This window comes from Pseudanabaena sp. PCC 6802, assembly GCF_000332175.1.
Taxonomy (GTDB): Bacteria; Cyanobacteriota; Cyanobacteriia; order Pseudanabaenales; family Pseudanabaenaceae; genus PCC-6802.
Map to the genome: position 1 here is coordinate 409,540 of NZ_KB235910.1, position 21,044 is coordinate 430,583.

The following is a 21,044-nucleotide window of genomic DNA, read 5'->3' on the forward strand; positions in this document are numbered from 1 at the left end:
GTAATGCAGACTCAGTTGCTGATGGCACTTGTAAACGCTAATCTGTAATGATTTGGGCTGTGCTGAGTATTTCTTGGCGACGAATCCAATTAGGGCCATTTACAACCGACTTTTTAGTCGATAAGTCTACTTTTCGATGAAAGAGAGCTTCCAGTTCATACTGCATATCTACGAGATCGAGAAGACTGACTCTGATATCGGCTTGAAATCTGACAAGAATATCAATGTCGCTATCTAGGTGAAAGTCATCTCGAAGAATGGAGCCAAACAGAGCAAGCTCAGCGATATGTCTACGCTGACAAAATTCTTTTAGCTGCTCGGGCTTGATGAGCAGTCGAGTGTAAATCTCTGGCTTGACTGAAAGAATATCCATCCTTAGTTACTGCTAATTAGTATTCTTACTTATATCGACTTAAGATGCGATCGCTGTCTGACTAATCGTGTATTCAATGGCTTGAGGATTATCAGTACGCTTAGAAGCCTGAAGAATTTCGATGCCTACCACATTACCACCCGAGTCGAAATCTAAGATAATACCTGCTGTTTCTTCATCGCTTTCCTCAATCGGCACATCCTTAAGGATAATCTGAATAACATCAACGTCGGGATCGTATTTAATTTTCATGGGTTTCTCCAATGTTTTTTAATCTGGCTGGTTCGATAAGCTGTTACAACGATGGCAGGATAGTTCTTTGCATTGATAAAAACTCTAAGTAAGTAAGGTTTACCTGTGCCAAAATCAACTTGAGACTGATGAATAACGATCTCCTCATCTTGTTTAACGATCTGCTGTGGATTGCCTAAGACATCTTCTATAAGTGAAATGGGAATTTTTCGCCTTTCTATTTCTTCTAAAGCATGGTTTGAAAATTTGAAATTCATTCGCATGTTTTTACGATGTAGATAGAATAGCATTAAGCAACTGCTCGATTATTAGACTAGCATTATGAAAGCATACGATTTTTTTGCTAAGGTAACCCCAGAAGGCAAGCTGGAACTCCCTTCCACCTTATTAACAGATCTAGACAGCAATCAAAAGGTAAGGGTTGTTGTTTTAGTTGATGAGTCAACCAACGAAAGTAAATCTAATAATGAAGAGTCTGAAGGGCAACGCCTTGCTATCGAGCATTTCTTTACAGAATATAGTGAAGCAGATGCAATCTACGACAAGATTTAAATATGCAAAATTACTTATCTGGTACTTGGGAGCAGATGCAGCAAGGTATTCATCAACTCTGGCTTTCTATAAAGATATAAAGGAGGAAGTGAGTTGCTAGCTAGCCTGTTGCATTCTCTCTTCAGTGGGTTCAGGCAAATATTCGCTACGCTGGGTAACATGAGTCCAGACATGCGCGCCCCCATCGCGATCGCCCTTGGAGCTATCCCCGGAGCCTTAAGCCGCTATTACCTCACGATCTTGTTGGCAAAATGGTTGGGTACGGATTTTCCCTATGGCACGTTTGTGGTGAATATCACTGGTGCCCTGATCATGGGGTTATTTACCACCATAGCTGTAGAGCGTCATCTGATTCCTTCTGACCTGAGTCTGTTGGTTGCTACGGGTTTTTTAGGCTCCTACACGACTTTTTCCACCTATGCCTTAGATGTATCCAGACTTTTGCACCAAGGTAGCTACGGATATGGCTTATTCTATTGGATAGGCAGTGCTATGCTCGGATTAGTGGGCTTAGAAATTGGTAGTGCGATCGCCAGGAGGCTGCTATAAGTACCTGAGCGTGTCGGGGATATTTATGAGCAAGTGGTATCAGTTAGAGACTAGTGTAGTGCTGGAGCATTTTAAAACTGATGCTACCAGGGGTCTGAGCCATACGGAGGTCGAACAGCGGCTCGCACAATTTGGCTTTAACGAGATCGAAGAGAGGGCGCTTAAAAACCCCTGGCTGATTTTATGGGAACAGCTAACGGCCTTGATTGTGGTGGTTCTGATTGTGGCAGCAGGTATATCTGCTCTAGTCGGAGACTACAAAGATACTATTGCCATCCTTGCCATTGTCTTATTCAACGCCTTACTAGGATTTAATCAGGAATATCAAGCAGGGCAAGCTTTAGCTGCGCTCAAAAAGATGGCGATTCCGAAAGTCAAGGTCTACCGCGATCGCCAATTAGTAGAAATATCGGCAAGGCAACTGGTACCTGGCGATATCGTTTTGCTAGAAGCGGGAAATCTGGTGCCTGCTGACTGTCGCTTGTTAGAGAGCATCAACCTGCGCGTGCAGGAATCGACATTTACAGGCGAAGCGGAACCAGTTGAGAAAACCAGCGTGGCGCTGGCAGGAGAAGAACTGGCGCTCGGCGATCGCCGCAACATGGTTTATATGGGTACGGCAATTGTCTACGGGCGCGGCAAGGCTGTAGTCACAGAGACGGGGATGCGTACTGAATTGGGGAAAATCGCCGATTCCATTCAGTCGATTGACGGCGAACTCACGCCGCTTCAGCAGCGCCTCGATCGATTGGGGCAAAAGCTGGTGATTGCTTCGCTGATATTGGTGGGATTGATTTTCGGCATTGGTCTCCTACGCGGTGAGTCGCTCAAACTGATGTTTATGACGGCGGTGAGTATGGCTGTTGCCGTTATTCCGGAAGGATTACCCGCCGTGGTGACGATTACGCTGGCTTTGGGAGCAAATCGGATGCTGAAACGAAATGCTCTGATTCGCAATCTGCCTGCAGTAGAGACTCTTGGTTCGACGATTGTCATTTGTTCGGATAAAACTGGTACTCTCACTGAGAATCAAATGACCGTCAATGTTCTTGCTATAGAAGGACAGAAGATCGATCTCAATGGCGGTACGCCGAACTCTGCGTTTAACCTTTTACTAACTGGTGCCGCTCTCTGTAATGATGTTCGTAGCAATCTCAGTTTTACTGGCGATCGCTCGCCATTAGTCAGCAATCGCCCCAGTGCAGAAAATTATTTGGGCGATCCGACGGAGGTTGCCCTCGCGATCGCCGCAAAACGTCTGGGGTTAGATAAGATCGCTCTGGATCGGAAATTCCGCCGTATTTTTGAAATTCCCTTCGACTCCGAACGTCAGCGCATGACAACAGTTCATCAGTGTTCGCTGGCAGATGTGCAGAGTATCTTGCCCGATATTCACGACGATCCCGAATCTTCAACTCGATACATTGTTTTCAGTAAAGGAGCAGTCGGCAGTCTCTTAGAAATTACTAACTTAGTTTGGGTAAAGGGTGGCATTGAGAAATTGGACGATCGCGATCGCGATCGCATAATCTCTAGTAATGACGAACTCGCTCAAACTGGGATGCGAGTTTTGGGAATAGCGTTTCGATACCTGGATCGCCCTCTAGATCATAGCAATGACATTACTTTATTAGAGCAGGAGCTAATAAATCTATTAGAACGGGATTTGGTTTTCATTGGCATGGTGGGGATACTCGACCCACCGCGCCCTGAAGTGAGAGAGGCCGTTCAAACCTGCAAAAAGGCTGGGATTCGTCCCATCATGATTACAGGCGATCACCCATTGGCGGCACAGTACATTGCCAAGGAACTGGATATCGATACCAGCGGCAAGGTGTTGGTGGGCAGCGATCTCGCTCGGTTATCCCCAGCAGAACTATCCGAACAAGTGGAGCTGGTGTCCGTGTACGCGCGGGTTTCGCCGCAGCAAAAGCTGAGAATAGTACAAGCTCTGCAATCGCGAGGTCATATCGTAGCGATGACAGGCGATGGGATCAACGATGCACCCGCCCTGCGCAAAGCCGATATTGGCGTGGCGATGGGCTTGGTGGGAACAGATGTCTGTAAAGAAGCTGCCGATATGGTGTTATTGGATGATAATTTTGCCACAATCGTGGCTGCGGTTGCGGAAGGCAGAGTCATTTACGACAATATTCGCAAGTTCATCAAGTACAGCATGACTGGCAATGCCAGCGGTGTTTGGATTGTCCTTCTGGCTCCGTTTTTGTCCATGCCTCTGCCATTATTGCCATTGCAAATTCTCTGGATTAATCTCTTGGCGGATGGTTTGCTAGCACTATCTTTGAGCGTTGAACCGGCTGAAAGCGATACCATGCAGCGATCGCCCTATCCCAAACAATCTAACATTTTTAACTATCGCACGGTTAGAGATATTGTCTGGGTGGGTTTAATGATGGGTGTAAGTATCTTACTTTTAGGATACGAATATCGATTAGCTGGAGAATTAGTTAACGGACACAACTGGCAGACAATGGTATTCGTCACTTTGACCTTTTCGCGGATGAGTTTGGCATTGGCAATGCGATCGGAGCACGACTCGTTATTTAAGATTGGCCTGCTTAGTAACCCACCACTATCGATCGCGGTCGTTCTGACTTTCTTGCTTCAGATTGCTGTAATTTATCTACCCTGGCTGCAAGCTTCATTTCAGACAGTCGCTTTATCGGCGTATGACCTGACTCTCTGTTTGGCAGTTAGCACGGTGGGTTTCTGGCTAATTGAGATAGAGAAATGGTTGTACAGGCGATCGCGATCCCATGCTAAAAGCGCTTCAGCCAAATTGGAATCCTAAATTTTGCTGGCGCGCAACGGCCATGACTTGTCCCACCGCGATCGCGCCATCGTTGGGGGGAATGTGTTGGTGCCAATAGGGAGAAAATCCTTCTGCTTTTAATCTTTGGATTGTTCTTTCGGTTAAGTATTTATTTTGGAAACAGCCACCCGTCAGTACGACTTGCGATTCACCCGATCGCTTGGCAACGGCAACAATAATTTCAACCAGAGTATTGTGAAATTTCGCAGAAATTCGATGCGGCGGAATTTCTTGCTCTAGATCGTGCAGGATGGCAGCGATTGCGGGCGACCAGTCGATGATCTTCTCTTGCAGCTCAAATTCGTAATGTTCTTCCACCTCCGGATCGTCGAGCATAAATTCCAATGCCATAGCCGCTTGGCCTTCAAAACTGGCTTGCTGGCAAGCACCCAGTAGGGAAGCGATCGCGTCGAACAACCTACCCACGCTGGAGCATAAGGGTGCATTCAGACGCTTGCATAGCATAGTTGAGATCGCGGTTAGTTCCTGGGTAGAAAAAGCTAGCAGAGGCTTGAGATGGGACATCGACTGCATATCTGCGCCAAACATTTCCCATAGTAACCCCAGTGCCGCTCGACGCGGCTGTTTGACTGCTTTATCGCCGCCAGGAAGGAGAAAGGTACGGAAGTGCGCGACACGCTCCCAGTCTGTCTGCTTAATCCGAAAGAATTCTCCGCCCCAGATCGTGCCATCTAGGCCGTAGCCCGTGCCATCCCAAACAACTCCGAGAACGGGCGGTGCGATTTGATTGTCGATCGTACAAGATAAAGCGTGGGCATAGTGATGCTGCACGGGAATAACAGGAATACTTAATTGCTGCCCTAGTTTTTGCGCAAACTGGCTGGAGAGATAGTCGGGGTGAGCGTCGCAGGCGATCGCCTCGGGTTGAAATTCATAGATGCTGCTCAAACTAGAGATGACGCGCTGGAAATGCTCGAAAGCTGGCACGGTTTCCAAGTCGCCTACGTGCTGGCTTAGGAAAATCTGTCCGTCGAAACCAAGCGCGATTGTATTTTTGAGATGACTGCCGAGAGCCAGGATTTTAGCTGGAGAATTAGAAGATGGAACTGGAGAATTGATAGGAAGAGGAGCATAGCCTCTGGCGCGGCGCAATATTACGGGGCGATCGCCCATAACTCTTACGATCGAGTCATCAACGGGACGAACGATGGGGCGATTGTGGACTAAAAATAGATCGGCGATGTTACCTAAGCGCTCTATGGCTTCAGATTCATTAATGCAAATCGGTTCGTCGGCAAGATTGCCACTGGTGGCGACGATGGGAAATTGCAACGATGCCATAAGCAAGTGATGGAGGGGCGTGTATGGCAGCATGACACCGAGATAGGGATTGGCAGGAGCAATAAAATCGCACGAAAATTTTCGTGCTTTTCTTTTACGCAAAAGCACGATGGGAGCCTCAGGCGATCGCAACAGATTCGCTTCCAATTCGGAGATGATGCAGTCCGCTCGAATTTGCTCAAGGGATGGATACATCAACGCAAACGGCTTGTGAGGCCGATGTTTGCGCGAGCGTAACTGGCCGACAGCTTCGGGATTGCGGGCATCGACAATGAGATGAAACCCTCCCAATCCTTTCACTGCCAGAATCTTACCGCGTTCGATCTGAGCTGCGGTTTCTAACAAAGCGCGATCGCCGCGTTCTAGAACTCTGCCATCCCGATCCCACAATTCCAATTGAGGGCCGCAATGGGGGCAGGCATTGGGTTGGGCGTGAAAGCGGCGGCTGCGCGGATCGCTATATTCTGCTTGGCATTGGGGGCACATCTGAAAGTCTTTCATGGTGGTGCCAGAGCGATCGTAGGGCAGCGCTTCGATAATGCTGTAACGGGGGCCGCAGTTGGTGCAGTTGGTGAAGGGATAGCGATAGCGGCGATCGCTGCAATCGAAGATTTCGCGTCGGCATTCAGGGCACGTGGCAAGATCGGGAAGGACGATCGCCGATTTAAGTCTGCTTCCTTCTTCGTTCGGTTCGGTGTCCGAAGTGCGAATGCTAAATTCCGTATACCCTACAGGTGCGAGCCATGTGGACTCTATAATGTGAATTTGCGATCGCGGCGGCTTTTCTAATTCCAACCGTTCCCAAAAAACCTGCAATTGCTGGCGAGTTCCTTCCACTTCAATCGAAACTCCACGCAGCGAATTGTTTACCCAACCTGTAAGATTCAACTCAAGCGCAAGGCGATAGACAAACGGACGAAACCCCACCCCCTGAACTGCCCCGCGCACGTTCAGGCTCAGGCGCTGTTTGGATGTATCCGGTGCGATCGTCGCTTCTCTGATGATGTGCACGTTCTTAATTGCAACTACATTACAATCGATTTAATCAATATAGCGTTTTTCAATTGAGAACAGGTCTTATTGATGGGGTGAAGGGGTTCCACACGGCAGTGGCTCTAGCGGGGAAACCCCAAGACCGCCCTGCCTCCCCTTCTTGGGGGCAACGCCCCCAAACCCCCTTCTCGTTTTCATCTGAAAACCGCTATATCATGGTGTTATCGTCAGGCTTGATTTCAATCTACTAATGTTATGCCGCCACCTCAATATATGCAGAGACAGTGGATGGTGTTGGGATTTCCAAACCTTCTAGCCTCAACCCTTCAAGGTGAAACTCTATAGCTTCGCGCATATTTTGCTCCACTTCCGCCGGAGTTGAACCAGTAGAAATACATCCTGGTAGATCGGGTGAGTAGGCCGAGTACCCAGTTTCTGTTTTTTCAATCAATATAAGATATTTCATCATTTAAGACCTGCTTGCTTTAAAATACTGTCCAATGTTCCTGGCGCAAGATCGTCACTTGGCTTCCCGGGTACCGTAACTAGCCCAATCTTGGTGGGATGCTTGTACTGACGATGGCTACCTCTTGTTCGAGCTAAGAACCAACCATCTTCTTCAATAAGCTTGATGACTGCTTTGACCTTCATTATTCAAGCCTAGAGGCGTACCAAAGATTTGTCAATCAATCGTACTAAACTTCCATCCCAGTACTAGTCAGGATTCGAGCTTGTGGTGCGATTGTCGGATATTCCTACAGGTACTGTTAGGACGCATACACTACAATTGGTAATGTATTTCCCAACACTTTTGACTCGATCGCAAAGATCTAGAAAATATGCCGCTATGCAATACGCACAAATAGAACGATCGCTGGCTGCCCTGCAAACATTTTTCCACACGCCATTGGATGAAATCCTGGCGAGATCGCCTGTGCGTGCTGATGCTGAGAACGCAGTGCTAGCCTTGTTTCACAAGGTAGCAACCTCAGTACCTGCTTACCAGGCATTTCTGGCAGAGCACGGTATCGATCCAAAAGAGATTCAGAGCTTCGAGCAATTCACATCTTTGCCTCTAGTTGATAAGGATAATTACCTGCGGCGCTATCAGCTAGAGGAACTTTGCTACGACGGCAAGCTAGTCAATTGCGATACGATCGCCGTGTCGTCCGGCTCGACTGGCAAACCTAGCTTTTGGCCGCGTTTCGTGACGGATGAGTTGCAGATTGCTACGCGATTCGAGCAAATTTTTCACGATAGCTTTGAGGCGGATCGGCGCAGTACCCTCGCAGTAATTTGCTTTGCGCTCGGTACGTGGGTGGGGGGCATGTACACCACTAACTGCTGCCGCTATCTTGCTAGTAAAGGCTATCCCATCACAATCGTAACGCCAGGAAATAACAAAGACGAGATATTTCGAGTCGTGCGCGAACTGGGCGATCGCTTCGAGCAGGTGGTACTGCTGGGCTATCCGCCCTTTCTCAAAGACGCGATCGATAGCGGTAGGGAGCAAGGTATTGATTGGTCGCAGTATCGAATTAAGTTGGTGATGGCGGGGGAAGTCTTCAGCGAGGAGTGGCGCAGTTTGGTAGGCGATCGCACTGGAGCGAGCAATCCCTGCTACGACTCAGCTTCTCTGTACGGCACGGCGGATGCGGGCGTGTTGGGGAACGAAACCCCATTGAGCATTTGCATTCGTCGTTTTTTGGCCGCGCAACCTGAAGCAGCACGAGCGCTGTTTGGTGAATCGCGGCTTCCCACTCTGGTGCAATACGATCCGCGCAGCCGCTATTTCGAGACTACCAACGAAGGCACGCTGGTATTTTCGGGCGACAATGGCATTCCTTTGCTACGCTATCACATTGCCGACAATGGCGGTACGATCTGCTACGAGGAGATGTTGGAATTCCTAGCAAAGCAAGGTTTCGATCCGAGAGAGCATTTGGGCAATCGCGGCATGCGACCTCTGCCGTTTGTTTACGTGTTTGGGCGATCGCACTTCACGGTTTCCTACTTTGGTGCCAATATTTATCCCGAAAACGTGACGGTGGGACTGGAGCAACCCACTATTAGGGAATGGGTAACGGGGAAGTTCGTCCTACAGGTAAAGGAAGATAGCGACAAAAATCGATTTTTATCCGTTGTAGTCGAACTCGCGCCTGGGGTAGAGAGTAGTGAGGACAAAAGATCGGCGATCGCGGCATCTATTCAAACACAGCTATTCCGCCTCAACAGCGAATTCGCCAACTACGTTCCGCCTGAATACCAAACTCCACAAATTACACTGGCTAGTATGGGAGATCCGGAATATTTCCCAGCAGGAGTCAAGCATCGCTATACTCGCGCTTGATGTCTTCTGCTATTAGCCCTACTGTTAGTAGCCCAATTGCCCCCCAACGCAACAATTCTCTTCAAATTTGTGGCAACTAATATCAAAAGTTGCTGAATTCAATATTCTGGGCAGACTTAGGTGGCTAACTAAGGAAAATAACGATAGATTTCTTTACGATGTAATACACGAACGAAAATCACAGTATAGCGGTTTTCAGATCGGAAAGAGCAGGGGGTTTGGGGGCGTTGCCCCCAAGAAGGGGTGAAACCCCTTCACCCCAAAAATAAAACCCGTTCTCAAGTGAAAACCGCTATAAGTCTCATGTATGAAATATAGTCACCCCGTTTCTTACCAGGAGCGTAGCGCGCGCAATTGAGGAGTTTTTTTCATCTGGTGCGTCTCCATTCTGGTTAAAACATCGTCCAGAATCGTTACTGCATCGGCAATAAACGGGCCTTTATTCAACATGACGCATTCCGCACGCTCGGCCATCGCTGCATCGGTCATTTCTGCCCGAGAAGGGATTCCTTTCTTAACAAGATTTTCTAAGACCTGAGTTGCCCAAATTACGGGAACGTGAGCGGCTTCGCACAACCAGAGAATTTCTTCTTGTATTTCCGCAAGGCGCTGGTAGCCGATTTCGACCGCTAAATCTCCCCTAGCTATCATGATCGCAAAAGGCTGTTTCCCAGCCGCCTGGACGATTAATTCGGGCAGATTACGAACGGCCTTGGGAGTTTCGATCTTGGCGACAATTGCTGGCAAGGGCGATCTTTCTGGCAACCGCGCCCGCAATTCTCGCTGTAACAGTTCGATATCCGCAGGTTCCTGAACGAAAGAATAACCAACAATATCGGCATGAATGGCAACAAAATCTAGATCCTGGAGATCTTTTTCTGTGAGCGGACTGAGATTCAGGTCGGTATCTGGGAAGTTAAGACCTTTATCGGGGAGTAGTTTGTTGCCCTTCGAGCTAGCATGGGTAACGCGCAGTAAAACTCCCTCCTCCGTTATAGATTCAATGCGAGCGCCAATATGACCGTCATCGATCCAAACAGCTTCCCCAACTTGCACCTGGTCGAGTACTTCTGGCAAAGTGCAATTCGCTTGGAAACAGGTAGCCCCCACGATCGCTGGGGGAGTGCGAGTTAGCAAGAGATATTCATCTCGGAAAATGCGCTGTTTGGTATTGGGGGCGATCGCCACGCCCATGCGCGGTTTGGGGCCGCCCAAATCCATCAGAACCTTACAGGAATTGCCGATTTCAGCTTCTGCCAAGCGGACGTTATCGATCGCGGCTTTCCAAATGTCAGCATTATCGTGACTGCAGTTAATGCGAGCGCAATCCATACCTCGCCTTACTAGATCGCGGACGAACTCGTAATGACTCGCTGCTTCTGTAGGCAGGGTTAACATAATCCTGACTCGGCGGGTTGCTTTAGTTTTGTTAAAGATATCTTCTGTATTTAACTGAAGGAGTTGCTCTCCTTCAAAAAATTTCTCTACGATCGGACGACTGGGTAGTGAATGGGGATCGGCATGACAAACCGATCCCAAAGTCGCGATCGCGGCATCGAGATTGGGCAATACTCTAGATTCCAATCGCCCTAGAGATGACAAGCCCCAGGGCATTAAAGCAGTTTGTAAGGCTCGCAAGTCGTGTCGCCTGAGAGCCAGGTAATAGGAAAGATTGAGGCAACTTTTGCGAAAAGCCTGGCGCTCGATTCGCGATCGCCATTGCTCGAAAATTGCCTGCCCTCCCACCACGACCGACTGACGCAAATGTTGGAGCGCTGCGAGCAATATCGTTGGATTGGAAAGATCTAAACTTGCAAAATCGAGAATGGAATCTTTATTGCGCACTAAAACAGGAGCGAACATAAAACCTCCTCAACATTTCGTATAAAAATGAATGCAGTAAAATATCGTGCCCAGAGTCAGGTGGTTATCTGCTGCATTAACGGCTCCAGAATCATTTGGTGCAATTGGTAGCGAAAGTCAGCACTGAGATACTTCTGTCTCACTGATTCCCAATTGACGGTTGCTCCAATCAGATTGTCCTGAATTGCGCGCTGAAGCTCGGGCAAATCTGCTCCTTCAGGCAACTCGCGCAAAAGTAATGCTTGAAAGACTTGCATATCCTGCACTTTGCCCAAGCTATCTTGTAGTTCCTTTAACTCATCAATCCATTCCTTAAATGTCGCACCGTAGAAGTCAGTGAAAAACTCAGCTTGATATCGGACGTACTTACAGGTCTTGCGCAAATCGTGAAGAACTTCGCTATTTGACTCTGAAATCCCTGTAGTTTCCGCAATGGGAATCGACCAGCCGGGGTGCAGGAGTAAAGCAGATAGGAGAGGGCTGAGTAAATCTGGCAGTAGCAGTCCTAAGGGAAAGTGGACGGGAGATGAGAACTGAGGATGCTCCAGCCAGCTTTCGCATCCTGCTTTCAGCTTCTCGTAGCTGGGATGAGTCAGGATAGATTCCACCTTGGCAAAGGCTCGTTGTCGCTGTTTATCCAGCGATGCCAGCACTTTATCCAGTATCTCGCGCTCGGCAGAACTCACGCGATGGCAGTAATCCTCACGCAAGGAATCAATCTGAACGTCTAGATCGCGCAATGCACCCAAGGTTTTCGTCAGGGAGCGAACGCGCTTTTCCTGCGCGGCCTTTGGGAGATCGACAACATGGCTAAAGACCTGCAAAGCCGTACTCAAGCGCCGACCGCCAACGCGCATCTGGTGCAGGTACTCTGGATCGAGATCGGCTAACACGCCCCGTTCTTGGGTAACCATATATTTGTATTGCCTAGCGATGACCGCGCAGACAAATTCACCGATTGTCAGCGATCGCCGGTCGATTTTTTCGCCCTTAAACGGACTCTTACGCGGTTTTTGGGGCGGTTTTTGAGGCTTCAATGGTGTTTTGGGTTTCGCCATGAGATATAAAGCCTCGCTTAATGAATACGAGCAACATTAATACCTAAGCTATAGAATACACCACATAGTTAGAGCCTGTAGGTAAAGAAAAGTAACTAGCGATCGCCTCTAAAGTCCCATTAGCAATGCAGATATAGCACTTTTCAATTGAGAACGGGTTTTATTGATGGGGTGAAGGGGTTCCACCCCTTCTTGGGGGCAACGCCCCCAAACCCCCTTCTCGTTTTCATCTGAAAACTGCTATAAGCTATACAGAAGCCATGCTGGCAAAGGGTTCGCGCATCTTTTCTTTAAGGAACTCATACCACGTTTCCATGCCCGCGCCCGTACGAGCAGAAACCTCTATAATCCTTGCTTGTGGAGCGATTTGCTGGATATTTCCGATGGCTGAGTCGCGATCGAAGCCCACGGCTTCGGCAATATCTATTTTGCTAATAATTACGACATCGGCAATTTTGAACATTGTAGGATACTTGAGCGGTTTATCCTCTCCCTCTGTGACGGAGAAAACTACGACGCGCAAGCCTTCACCCAGGTCATAGGCTGCAGGGCAAACTAGATTGCCAACATTTTCGATAACTAATAGCTTAATACTGTCGAGATGCAGTTGCTGAACGGCACGACCGACCATCTCTGCTTCTAAATGGCAAGCATCGCCAGTGGTAATTTGAATTGCTTCTGCACCAGTCCGCCGCAGGCGTTGGGCATCGTTATCCGTTGCCAGATCGCCTACAATGACGGCAGTAGGAAGGCGATCGCCTGAATCTGCTAACATGCGTTCGATTAAAGCCGTTTTCCCAGAACCAGGCGAAGAGAGTACGTTCAGCACCAGCAAACCTTTCGCCATAAAGAAGCCGCGATTGCGCTCTGCTAAGCGTTCGTTTTTCGACAAAATGGATTGCACGATCTCGACATGGCGGCGATCGCCGTTACGTGTAGCAGAAATAGTTCCATCATGGTGATGGTGATGCTCTCTACCATCTTCATGTTCGGCGTGATGGTGATGGTGGAGATGCTCCAAGTTGCGACCGCGATCGTGGTGATGGTGATGATGTTCGCGATCGTGCCCGCTCACCGTGAATTCCCCTACAGCACTACATCCGCAGTTCGTACACATGGTTAAGATACCTCCAGAGAAGTTAATTGTAATTCCCGTCCTTGCAATAGGTCGCTGCTAATTTGCCCGCAATCGGGGCAGGCATAGATTAGATCCGATGGAGCAAACTCGCGATCGCAGTTCTTGCAGTAGCACAAGGCTGGCACCAACTCTATCTTAAGATCTGCTCCTGCGGCGATCGTATCCTGCGTGCAGGCATCAAAGGCAAAGGCCAAAGCTTCCGGCACTACGCCCGATATCGCTCCCACGCGCAGATTAATCTGATGGATCTTCTGCGCTTTCTGGTTCCTGGCATACTCCAGTGCGATTCCTAAAGTTGATTCCATGAGGCTGAGTTCGTGCATGGGTTCGGAAGATTTCTCGTCAATAATATGCAATCGTGTCTGTAGGGAAGAGCGCCTCGCAATCGCGCTTGGGTTCGGGACAGTCACGGGGGCGCTGCTCCTAGGATTTCTGTAATTTTCTGTAGAGCCTGGTCAATGCCCTCTGTGGTAAGGGGCGATAGGCGATCGCCAAACTCAAAATTCAAAGCGGGAATAAGAATCCACCAAGCAGGGGGAGCGTGACCGTAGACCACTTCGGCTAAGCACAGCAGAGAGTGCGGATCGGTAGTATGTCCGAATCCTTCGTTTGTAGAGCAATGCCTATAGGTGGAAGGATGAATATGTATAACTCGAATGGCGTTCTCTTCTGCCATCCCCGGTTGCTCTGCGACGGGATAAACATCCACAAAGATCGCTAATTCCGATTCGGCGATCGAGGCAGCACATTCTGGGGTGAGTTGATGGGTGGCGATCGCTCGCACCTGCGGTAAATTCCAATTATCGACTATCTCCGCTACTTTTTGTCCCGCGCCATCGTCACTGCGCAGTGTATTGCCATAGCCGATCGCGATTACTTTTTCATAGTGGGAGCGAGCGATCGAATTTTCCAGTTTGGTAACCACTTCCATCTCATCCTCCTGTGCGTTCCCCTATATAGATACCGATATCGCGTGCCGTGCAGACCAAGAAACTATGTGGCTCGACCCGCGAGGGCGCTATTTTCTGTTTGCGGGCGATCGCGATCTGCTCGACAACGTGACTAATGGGAACGCTACTCACTCTACCATTCTGCCAAATTACCATCTGGTTGTAGTTACCGTTAGCAATTAGCTCTACGGCTTCTCTGCCAAAAGCCGTTGCCAGCAGGCGATCGGTCGATGTCGGCGTACCACCGCGCTGCAAATGCCCCAGCGTCGTCACGCGCGTATCGATCTTATCCAGGTTGCTGTATTCGGGCTGCCCCGTACCGCAAAGTTTGCTGCTGTATTCCTGAATTTGATTGGCTAGATAATCGCCGATATAGTGCTCTTTCTGACCGAGATGATTTTTGACTCCCTCCGCCACAACGATGAGGGCAAATCGTCGTCCCTGCCAGCGCAATTGTGAGATGTGCTGGCAAATTCCTTCGATCGTGTTTTCGTCAAGGATGGGAGTCAGTTCGGGGATTAGAATTGCATCCGAGCAACCAGCAATCCCCGACTCCATCGCTAGATAACCAGCATCTCGCCCCATGACCTGGACTACCATAACGCGATCGTGGCTGGCAGCGGTAAATGTGAGGTCGTAGAGTGCCTGAGTGACGTGGTTGACCGCCGTATCAAATCCCACTGAAACTTCGGTATAGGGAACGTCGTTATCGATGGTTTTGGGCACTGCCACCCAATTCCAAGGTTTGCCTAGCTCATCCGCTTTGCGCGCCAAGTTATTTAAAATCTCAATGCTGCCGTCTCCACCCATGACAATCAGAGCATTTAACCCCAGCTTTTCATAGCCTTGCAAGATCTCATCGGCATGTTGAGAGGGATTGCCTTTGTTTACCGATCCCAGGACGCTACCGCTTAAAAAGTGGAGAATGTCCAATCCCTGCACTAACCCTGGGATATCGTAACCGTGTTCTTTAATTCGCAATTCCTCGGGATGGCGCTTGTTCAGGAGTAAATCAATAAAACCATCAGTGCCATAGGGAATCCCATACACTTCCCAACCGTATTTGTTAGTTGCTACTTTAACTACAGCCCGAATTACAGCATTGAGTCCGGGGCAGTCACCACCGCTGGTAAGAATACCAATGCGTTTGGGTTTGCGATCGTTTGTACTTGTTGGTGTATTTGTCATGCATTTAATTTACCTTGGTAACGCATGCTTTGGTTTGTAGCTCTGGATAGCTTTCATGTACTGCGCGCGCTCGAAAGCGCTCTCATCGGGGCAGTTGATCTGGCTCATGCTGCCCTGCATCTGTTGGACTGATTCGTACTCGTGTTCTTCCATCCAGTGAAGGATATCCTGTTCGATCGCGCGAATGTGCTCGATGCCGTGACGCAATAACACGGAGCAAAGCTGCGTTACTTTTGCTCCTGCCATCAACATCTTGATTGCGTCACTACCCCTCTGAATGCCGCTGGTAGCAGCGAGATCGGCTCCGATCCGACCGTAAAGGATAGCAATCCAGCGCATGGGGAGGCGAGTGTCGTTGGGAGAACTCAAGACCAGGTGAGGGTAAACCTCCAAATTCTCTAGATCGATATCTGGCTGATAGAAGCGATTGAACAGTACCAGCCCATCGGCACCAGCATAGTCCAGTCGCTTTGCCATATTTGCCATGTTGCTAAAGAAAGGACTCAGCTTAATGGCAACTGGAATCGTTACTTCTGCTTTCACATCGCGCAGGATGTTGATGTAGTTTTGCTCCACCTCCGCGCCAGTCATATTGGGATCGGTGGGCACGTAGTAAATATTCAACTCGATCGCATCTGCCCCAGCCTGCTGCATCAGTTGCGCGTACTCCACCCAACCCCCTGAGGTATAGCCGTTCAGGCTGGCAATAACGGGGATTGCTACGGATTCCTTGGCTTTGCAAATATGTTCCAAATAGAGTTCTGGCCCTACGTGGAATGTTTCCGGTTCGGGGAAATAGGTGAGCGATTCGGCAAAGCTTTCGGTGCCGTAGGTGAGGTGGTGGTGCAATTCAAATTTTTCCTGCACCAGTTGTTCCTCAAACAGGGAGTGGAGGACGATCGCCGCTGCCCCCGCATCTTCCATGCGCTTGATATTATCGATATCTTCGCTTAAGGGTGTGGCAGAGGATGGCACGAGGGGCGATCGCAATTTTAACCCGAGATAAGTAGTAGTTAGATCCATAGGGATTTATTCGGTAGGCGTTTGCGTCATGGTACGGAAGTTATGGCGTGGAAGTTTGGGCGGCGCGATCGCTGTCAGCGGAATTGTTGGCACTGCGATGGTTACCGTGACCGTTGGAAGCCTTAGCGCCATTTCCTCCCAAATGCTGGCTTGCTAGATATTCGTACATTTGCCAGCGTCGATCGACATCTGTCTGTGCTGCTTGCAGCAGTTGCTTGGCATCGGCGGGCTTGCTCTTAGAAAGCATCTTGAAGCGGTTTTCGGCATACATAGATTCCTCCACTGTCTTTTTAGGCGATCCGGAATCAAGATGCAGGGGATTTTTGCCTTCTGCTTTAAGAGTGGGGTTATAGCGATAGAGCAGCCAGCGCCCGCTTTCTACAACTGCTTTTTGATGGTTCATCGCCGTTTGCATATTGATGCCGTGGGCAATGCAGTGGCTGTAGGCAATTATCAGGGAGGGACCATCGTAGGCTTCGGCTTCTAGGAATACTTTGAGGGTATGTTCGTCCTTGGCTCCCATTGCTACGCTGGCGACATAGACGTTGCCATAGGACATGGCGATTAGTCCCAGATCTTTCTTGGGCGCGGGTTTACCGCCGGAAGCAAATTTGGCGACAGCGGCACGCGGTGTTGCCTTGGAGGATTGCCCGCCCGTATTAGAGTAAACCTCGGTGTCTAAAACCAGGATGTTAACGTTGCGTCCGCTAGCCAGGACGTGATCGAGACCGCCAAAACCGATGTCGTAAGCCCAGCCATCTCCGCCGATAATCCAGACGCTCTTTTTGACAAGATAGTCGGCAAGGTGTCGCAGCATTGCGATTTTGGATAGGAGCGGCGAAGCATCGTCGCCACCTCGCAGGGGCGAAGCATTCGGATCGAGATCTGTAGGAGAATCCGAAGAGTTATCGTCCGAATGCTTCGCCCTTACACTCACCGGATCGTCCGATTGCATCGCCTGTGGCGTCATCGGATCGCCACCATGCATCGCCTCATCCAGACGTTGTTTGAGTTGGGCGACCCGCTCCCTTTGTTCCCAGATATCCGCTTCGGAATGTTGTTCTGTCTGGAGGATGGCGGTGGCGAGTTCGCCTCCCACCACATCGCCGAGATCGTGCAATAGTTCCGCAGCGTAGGCAGCTTGTTTGTCTATAGCTAAGCGGAATCCCAGACCAAATTCGGCATTATCTTCAAACAGGCTATTCGACCAACTAGGACCGCGCCCATCTGCGTTCTGCGACCAGGGGGTAGTGGGCAGGTTACCGCCGTAGATCGAAGAACAACCCGTAGCATTGGCAACCAGCATGCGATCGCCGAATAGTTGGGTCACCAGCTTGATATAGGGAGTTTCGCCGCAACCAGCACAGGCACCGGAGAATTCAAATAGAGGTTCTTCCAGTTGTTGCTGGCGCACGAGATGAAGTTTCAAATTGCGGCGATCGGGATTGGGTAAGTTGAGGAAGAAGTTCCAATTATCGCATTCGGTTTCGCGTAGGGGTAACTGAGGTTCCATATTAATCGCTTTGCGCGATGGCATGGACTTATTCTTGGCAGGGCAGACATCGACGCAGATGCCGCAACCCGTGCAGTCTTCAGGCGCAACCTGAATTGTGAACTTCTGACCCTCGAAGTCGCGATCCCTGGCATCGGCAGATTTAAACGTAGGCGGTGCATCAACCAGTGCTGTCGGTTCGTAGGCTTTGCCTCGAATCACGCCGTGCGGGCATACCATCACGCACTTACCGCACTGAATGCAAACATTTGGATCCCAAGTGGGAATTTCCTGGGCAATGTTGCGCTTCTCCCACTTTGCCGTACCTGTAGGATAGGTGCCGTCTACGGGCAGGGCGCTGACCGGCAGTGCGTCTCCCCGATGGGCGATCATCTTACCCAGCACGTCGCGCACGAAGTCAGGGGCATTTGCGGGAACGGGCGATCGCATGGTTATCTTACTGGTGGCGGTGGCGGGTACGCTCACCTCGTGCAAATTCTCCAGCGTGCTATCGACGGCCTGGATGTTCATGCGCACGATTTCCGGGCCTTTTTTACCGTAGGTCTTTTCAATTGTCTGTTTGATTTTGGCGATCGCTTCTGCGCGCGGTAGTACGCCCGACAGGGCAAAGAAACATACCTGCATGACTGTATTGATGCGGCTGCCCATGCCGTTGTTGCGAGCCACCTGGTTGGCATCGATCGCGTAGACTTTGAGTTGCTTGCGAATAATTTGCTCCTGCACGTCAAGCGGCAGGCGATCCCATACTGCGTCGGCAGTGTAAGGACTGTTGAGCAGGAGCGTAGCGCCAGCGGCGGCGGATTGTAAAACATCGAGCCATTCCAGGAAATTCCATTGATGACAGCCGACAAAATTGGCGCGATCGATCAGGTATGTGGAGCGAATGGGATCGGGTCCGAAGCGCAAATGGGAAACGGTAATGGAACCGGATTTTTTGGAGTCGTAGACGAAGTAACCCTGGGCGTAGTTGTCGGTTTCTTCGCCAATAATCTTGATCGAGTTTTTATTCGCTCCCACCGTACCGTCGGAACCCAACCCGTAGAACATGGCTCGCACCACGTTACTCGGTTCGGTGGAGAAGCTGGGATCGTAGTCTAGCGAAGTTTGGGTGATATCGTCGTTAATCCCAATCGTAAAGTGATTCTTCGGCTTGACCTGCAATAAATTATCGAAGACGCTCTTTACCATAGCAGGCGTAAATTCCTTCGATGACAGACCGTAACGCCCGCCCACAATTTTGGGCACGGCCTGTAGGGGCGAACAGCCGTTTGCCCCTACCAATTCGTTCGCTCCTACCTGTTCGTATAATGCCGTAACGACATCGAGATAGAGGGGTTCGCCCGCCGACCCTGGTTCCTTAGTGCGATCGAGTACGGCAATATGCTTGACGGTAGCGGGGAGAGCCGCCACCAGGCGCTGGGCATCGAAGGGTCGATAAAGCCGCACTTTCAGCACGCCGACTTTTTCACCGCTGGCATTGAGGGTATCGACGGTTTCGCAGATTGCCTCGCACCCCGATCCCATCGCAACTATGACGCGATCGGCATCGGCAGCACCGTAATATTCAAAAAGGCGATAGTAACGCCCGGTCAGGTCGCCGAATCGATCCATCGCCTTTTGTACGATATCGGGACAGGCATTGTAATAGGTATTGACGGATTCGCGGGCTTGGAAGTACACGTCGGGGTTTTGAGCCGTGCCGCGCAGGACGGGGCGATCGGGACTCAGCGATCGCGCGCGATGGGCGAGAATCCACTTATCCGCGATGAGGGCGCGCATGGCATCCGCCGACAGCAACTCTATCTTCTGAATTTCGTGGGAGGTGCGGAATCCATCAAAGAAGTGAACGAACGGTACGCGCGATTCCAGAGTAGCAGCTTGAGCGATCGCGGCAAAGTCTTGAGCTTCCTGCACGGAAGCCGAGCACAGCATGGCAAAACCCGTGGCGCGCACTGACATGACATCGCTGTGATCGCCAAAAATCGAGAGTCCCTGTGCTGCTAGCGATCGAGCCGCGACGTGAACGACCGTACTGGTGAGTTCGCCAGCGATCTTGTAGAGATTGGGAATAGTCAACAGCAATCCCTGGGATGATGTAAAGGTAGTGGAGAGCGAGCCCGCTTGCAAAGCACCGTGGATCGCACCGGCTACGCCGCCCTCGCTTTGCATTTCCATCACGCTCGGTACCGTTCCCCATAGATTCGCTTTGCCTTCCGCAGACCAGGCATCCGCCCATTCGCCCATTGGTGTAGCTGGTGTAATGGGGTAAATGGCAATTACTTCATTCATAGCGTAAGCAACGCGGGCTACCGCCTCATTCCCGTCCAACGCTGCATAGTTTTTACTACTCATAGGTGCAAACCTCTACAAATTTTTCAGATAGATTGTGATGAGTTGGCTATATTAGCTATCAAAACTATCAAATATAGAATTCCGTTGGGCTAATTAATTGAAGAGTAAAAGCTATTTAAACATCGATTCGAGTAAAAACAAAAAACTAAAAAATATTAAGTTCGCTTTAAAAAGTTAAACCCATTGATAGTTTAGCAGGAAATCATCTTAAATTTATGCGTTATCGAACAACAATCTGCGAAAATAATTTCCACACAACAAACACTAAAATAACAAATTTGTTGTTTAATTAACAACGTTTACAAGAGAACTAAAATAACAAATTTGTTGTTTAATTGACACCTTAGATAATGTCTAGATTTGTTACTTAGTTGACAGCAAAAATAAATCTCCACTACGATCTAAAACCGCGATCGCTGCTTCGCCTTCCCTATTATAGCACCAACAAATTGTCATCGCGACATAGCATGCAAGCCGTTCTCAGCAGGCACCCGTATCTTTGCATGCCAAGGTAAAGATTGGTAAAGAAAATGACATTATAGTTCCCGCTCGCAGTCGATCGCTTTCGAGAAGTTCGCTCGATTACTACTATTAAAGTTCCCGAACGCGGTTAAAAATTACTGAAACGCGATCGCGGAAATAATTGTAAAATTTAACAAAGTCAATGCGTATTGACATGAGATTAGTTTGTGTTGACATTAGGTTAATTCGTGATAAATTCAATAGCAGTTAAACTGAATGAGAAATCCAAGGAA

General features: G+C 49.5%; 18 protein-coding genes. 4 read left to right on the top strand and 14 right to left on the bottom strand.

Translation table 11 applies throughout. The annotated features are described in order from the left end of the window. Nucleotides 1-37: 37 nt before the first annotated feature. From PSE6802_RS0102020 to PSE6802_RS0102030, 3 genes are read right to left on the bottom strand one after another with little or no spacing between them, the layout of a single operon-like run. Nucleotides 38-373, bottom strand: coding sequence for a nucleotidyltransferase family protein (locus PSE6802_RS0102020; protein WP_019498403.1), 336 nt, complete (start codon nt 371-373; stop codon nt 38-40). A 39-nt stretch (nt 374-412) separates the two neighbouring features. Further along, on the bottom strand, nt 413-625 hold the full coding sequence (locus tag PSE6802_RS0102025; RefSeq protein ID WP_019498404.1) for a DUF2283 domain-containing protein: 213 nt from the start codon (nt 623-625) through the stop codon (nt 413-415). Further along, on the bottom strand, nt 622-888 hold the full coding sequence (locus PSE6802_RS0102030) for a DUF4258 domain-containing protein (protein WP_202950666.1): 267 nt from the start codon (nt 886-888) through the stop codon (nt 622-624). The genes PSE6802_RS0102025 and PSE6802_RS0102030 overlap by 4 nt, the downstream gene beginning before the upstream one ends. A 58-nt stretch (nt 889-946) precedes the next feature. Here PSE6802_RS0102030 and PSE6802_RS0102035 point away from each other — a divergent pair, with 58 nt between their 5' ends. The 3 genes from PSE6802_RS0102035 to PSE6802_RS0102045 all read left to right on the top strand — a co-directional run bounded on the left by PSE6802_RS0102035 (nt 947) and on the right by PSE6802_RS0102045 (nt 4,538). Next, a complete protein-coding gene (locus PSE6802_RS0102035; RefSeq protein ID WP_019498406.1) occupies nt 947-1,177 on the top strand; it encodes a hypothetical protein in 231 nt (76 codons plus the stop codon). A 159-nt stretch (nt 1,178-1,336) separates the two neighbouring features. Then, nucleotides 1,337-1,726, top strand: a complete 390-nt coding sequence (crcB, locus tag PSE6802_RS0102040) for a fluoride efflux transporter CrcB (protein WP_036945118.1) — start codon at nt 1,337-1,339, stop codon at nt 1,724-1,726. A 25-nt stretch (nt 1,727-1,751) separates the two neighbouring features. Next, nucleotides 1,752-4,538, top strand: coding sequence for a cation-translocating P-type ATPase (locus tag PSE6802_RS0102045; RefSeq protein ID WP_019498408.1), 2,787 nt, complete (start codon nt 1,752-1,754; stop codon nt 4,536-4,538). Here PSE6802_RS0102045 and hypF read toward each other — a convergent pair. The 3 genes from hypF to PSE6802_RS0102060 all read right to left on the bottom strand — a co-directional run bounded on the left by hypF (nt 4,518) and on the right by PSE6802_RS0102060 (nt 7,505). Continuing rightward, a complete protein-coding gene (gene hypF / locus PSE6802_RS0102050; RefSeq protein ID WP_019498409.1) occupies nt 4,518-6,872 on the bottom strand; it encodes a carbamoyltransferase HypF in 2,355 nt (784 codons plus the stop codon). The two genes, PSE6802_RS0102045 and hypF, sit on opposite strands and share 21 nt — an antisense overlap. 235 nt (nt 6,873-7,107) lie before the next feature. Next, nucleotides 7,108-7,320 carry a type II toxin-antitoxin system HicB family antitoxin gene (locus PSE6802_RS0102055; RefSeq protein ID WP_019498410.1) on the bottom strand — a complete coding sequence of 71 codons (213 nt, stop codon included), beginning with the start codon at nt 7,318-7,320 and terminating at the stop codon, nt 7,108-7,110. Continuing rightward, on the bottom strand, nt 7,320-7,505 hold the full coding sequence (locus tag PSE6802_RS0102060) for a type II toxin-antitoxin system HicA family toxin (RefSeq protein WP_019498411.1): 186 nt from the start codon (nt 7,503-7,505) through the stop codon (nt 7,320-7,322). The genes PSE6802_RS0102055 and PSE6802_RS0102060 overlap by 1 nt, the downstream gene beginning before the upstream one ends. A 196-nt stretch (nt 7,506-7,701) precedes the next feature. Here PSE6802_RS0102060 and PSE6802_RS0102065 point away from each other — a divergent pair, with 196 nt between their 5' ends. Beyond that, entirely contained in the window at nt 7,702-9,204 is a 1,503-nt protein-coding gene (locus PSE6802_RS0102065) for a phenylacetate--CoA ligase family protein (RefSeq protein WP_019498412.1), read from the top strand. A gap of 330 nt (nt 9,205-9,534) precedes the next feature. Here the strand turns inward: PSE6802_RS0102065 and PSE6802_RS0102070 are convergent, their stop codons facing one another. The 8 genes from PSE6802_RS0102070 to nifJ form a co-directional block, all read right to left on the bottom strand. Beyond that, complete coding sequence (locus PSE6802_RS0102070; RefSeq protein ID WP_019498413.1) at nt 9,535-11,067, bottom strand: pyruvate kinase; 1,533 nt, start codon at nt 11,065-11,067, stop codon at nt 9,535-9,537. A gap of 56 nt (nt 11,068-11,123) precedes the next feature. Next, nucleotides 11,124-12,125 (bottom strand): CHAD domain-containing protein, encoded by a 1,002-nt coding sequence (locus tag PSE6802_RS27435; protein ID WP_019498414.1) that lies wholly within the window; start codon nt 12,123-12,125, stop codon nt 11,124-11,126. Between the two features lie 247 nt (nt 12,126-12,372). Further along, nucleotides 12,373-13,242, bottom strand: coding sequence for a hydrogenase nickel incorporation protein HypB (gene hypB, locus PSE6802_RS0102080; protein ID WP_019498415.1), 870 nt, complete (start codon nt 13,240-13,242; stop codon nt 12,373-12,375). Nucleotides 13,243-13,244: 2 nt separating this feature from the next. After that, nucleotides 13,245-13,673 (bottom strand): hydrogenase maturation nickel metallochaperone HypA, encoded by a 429-nt coding sequence (hypA, locus tag PSE6802_RS0102085; RefSeq protein WP_019498416.1) that lies wholly within the window; start codon nt 13,671-13,673, stop codon nt 13,245-13,247. Next, on the bottom strand, nt 13,670-14,194 hold the full coding sequence (locus PSE6802_RS0102090) for a hydrogenase maturation protease (RefSeq protein ID WP_019498417.1): 525 nt from the start codon (nt 14,192-14,194) through the stop codon (nt 13,670-13,672). The genes hypA and PSE6802_RS0102090 overlap by 4 nt, the downstream gene beginning before the upstream one ends. Nucleotide 14,195: 1 nt before the next feature. Continuing rightward, nucleotides 14,196-15,401, bottom strand: a complete 1,206-nt coding sequence (locus tag PSE6802_RS0102095; protein WP_019498418.1) for an ATP-dependent 6-phosphofructokinase — start codon at nt 15,399-15,401, stop codon at nt 14,196-14,198. 9 nt (nt 15,402-15,410) lie between these two features. After that, nucleotides 15,411-16,424 (bottom strand): dihydroorotate dehydrogenase-like protein, encoded by a 1,014-nt coding sequence (locus PSE6802_RS0102100; RefSeq protein WP_019498419.1) that lies wholly within the window; start codon nt 16,422-16,424, stop codon nt 15,411-15,413. Between the two features lie 40 nt (nt 16,425-16,464). Continuing rightward, the gene (gene nifJ / locus PSE6802_RS0102105) at nt 16,465-20,289 is read right to left on the bottom strand and encodes a pyruvate:ferredoxin (flavodoxin) oxidoreductase (protein ID WP_019498420.1); all 3,825 of its coding nucleotides are present in this window, start codon (nt 20,287-20,289) and stop codon (nt 16,465-16,467) included. Between the last annotated feature and the right edge of the window lie 755 nt (nt 20,290-21,044).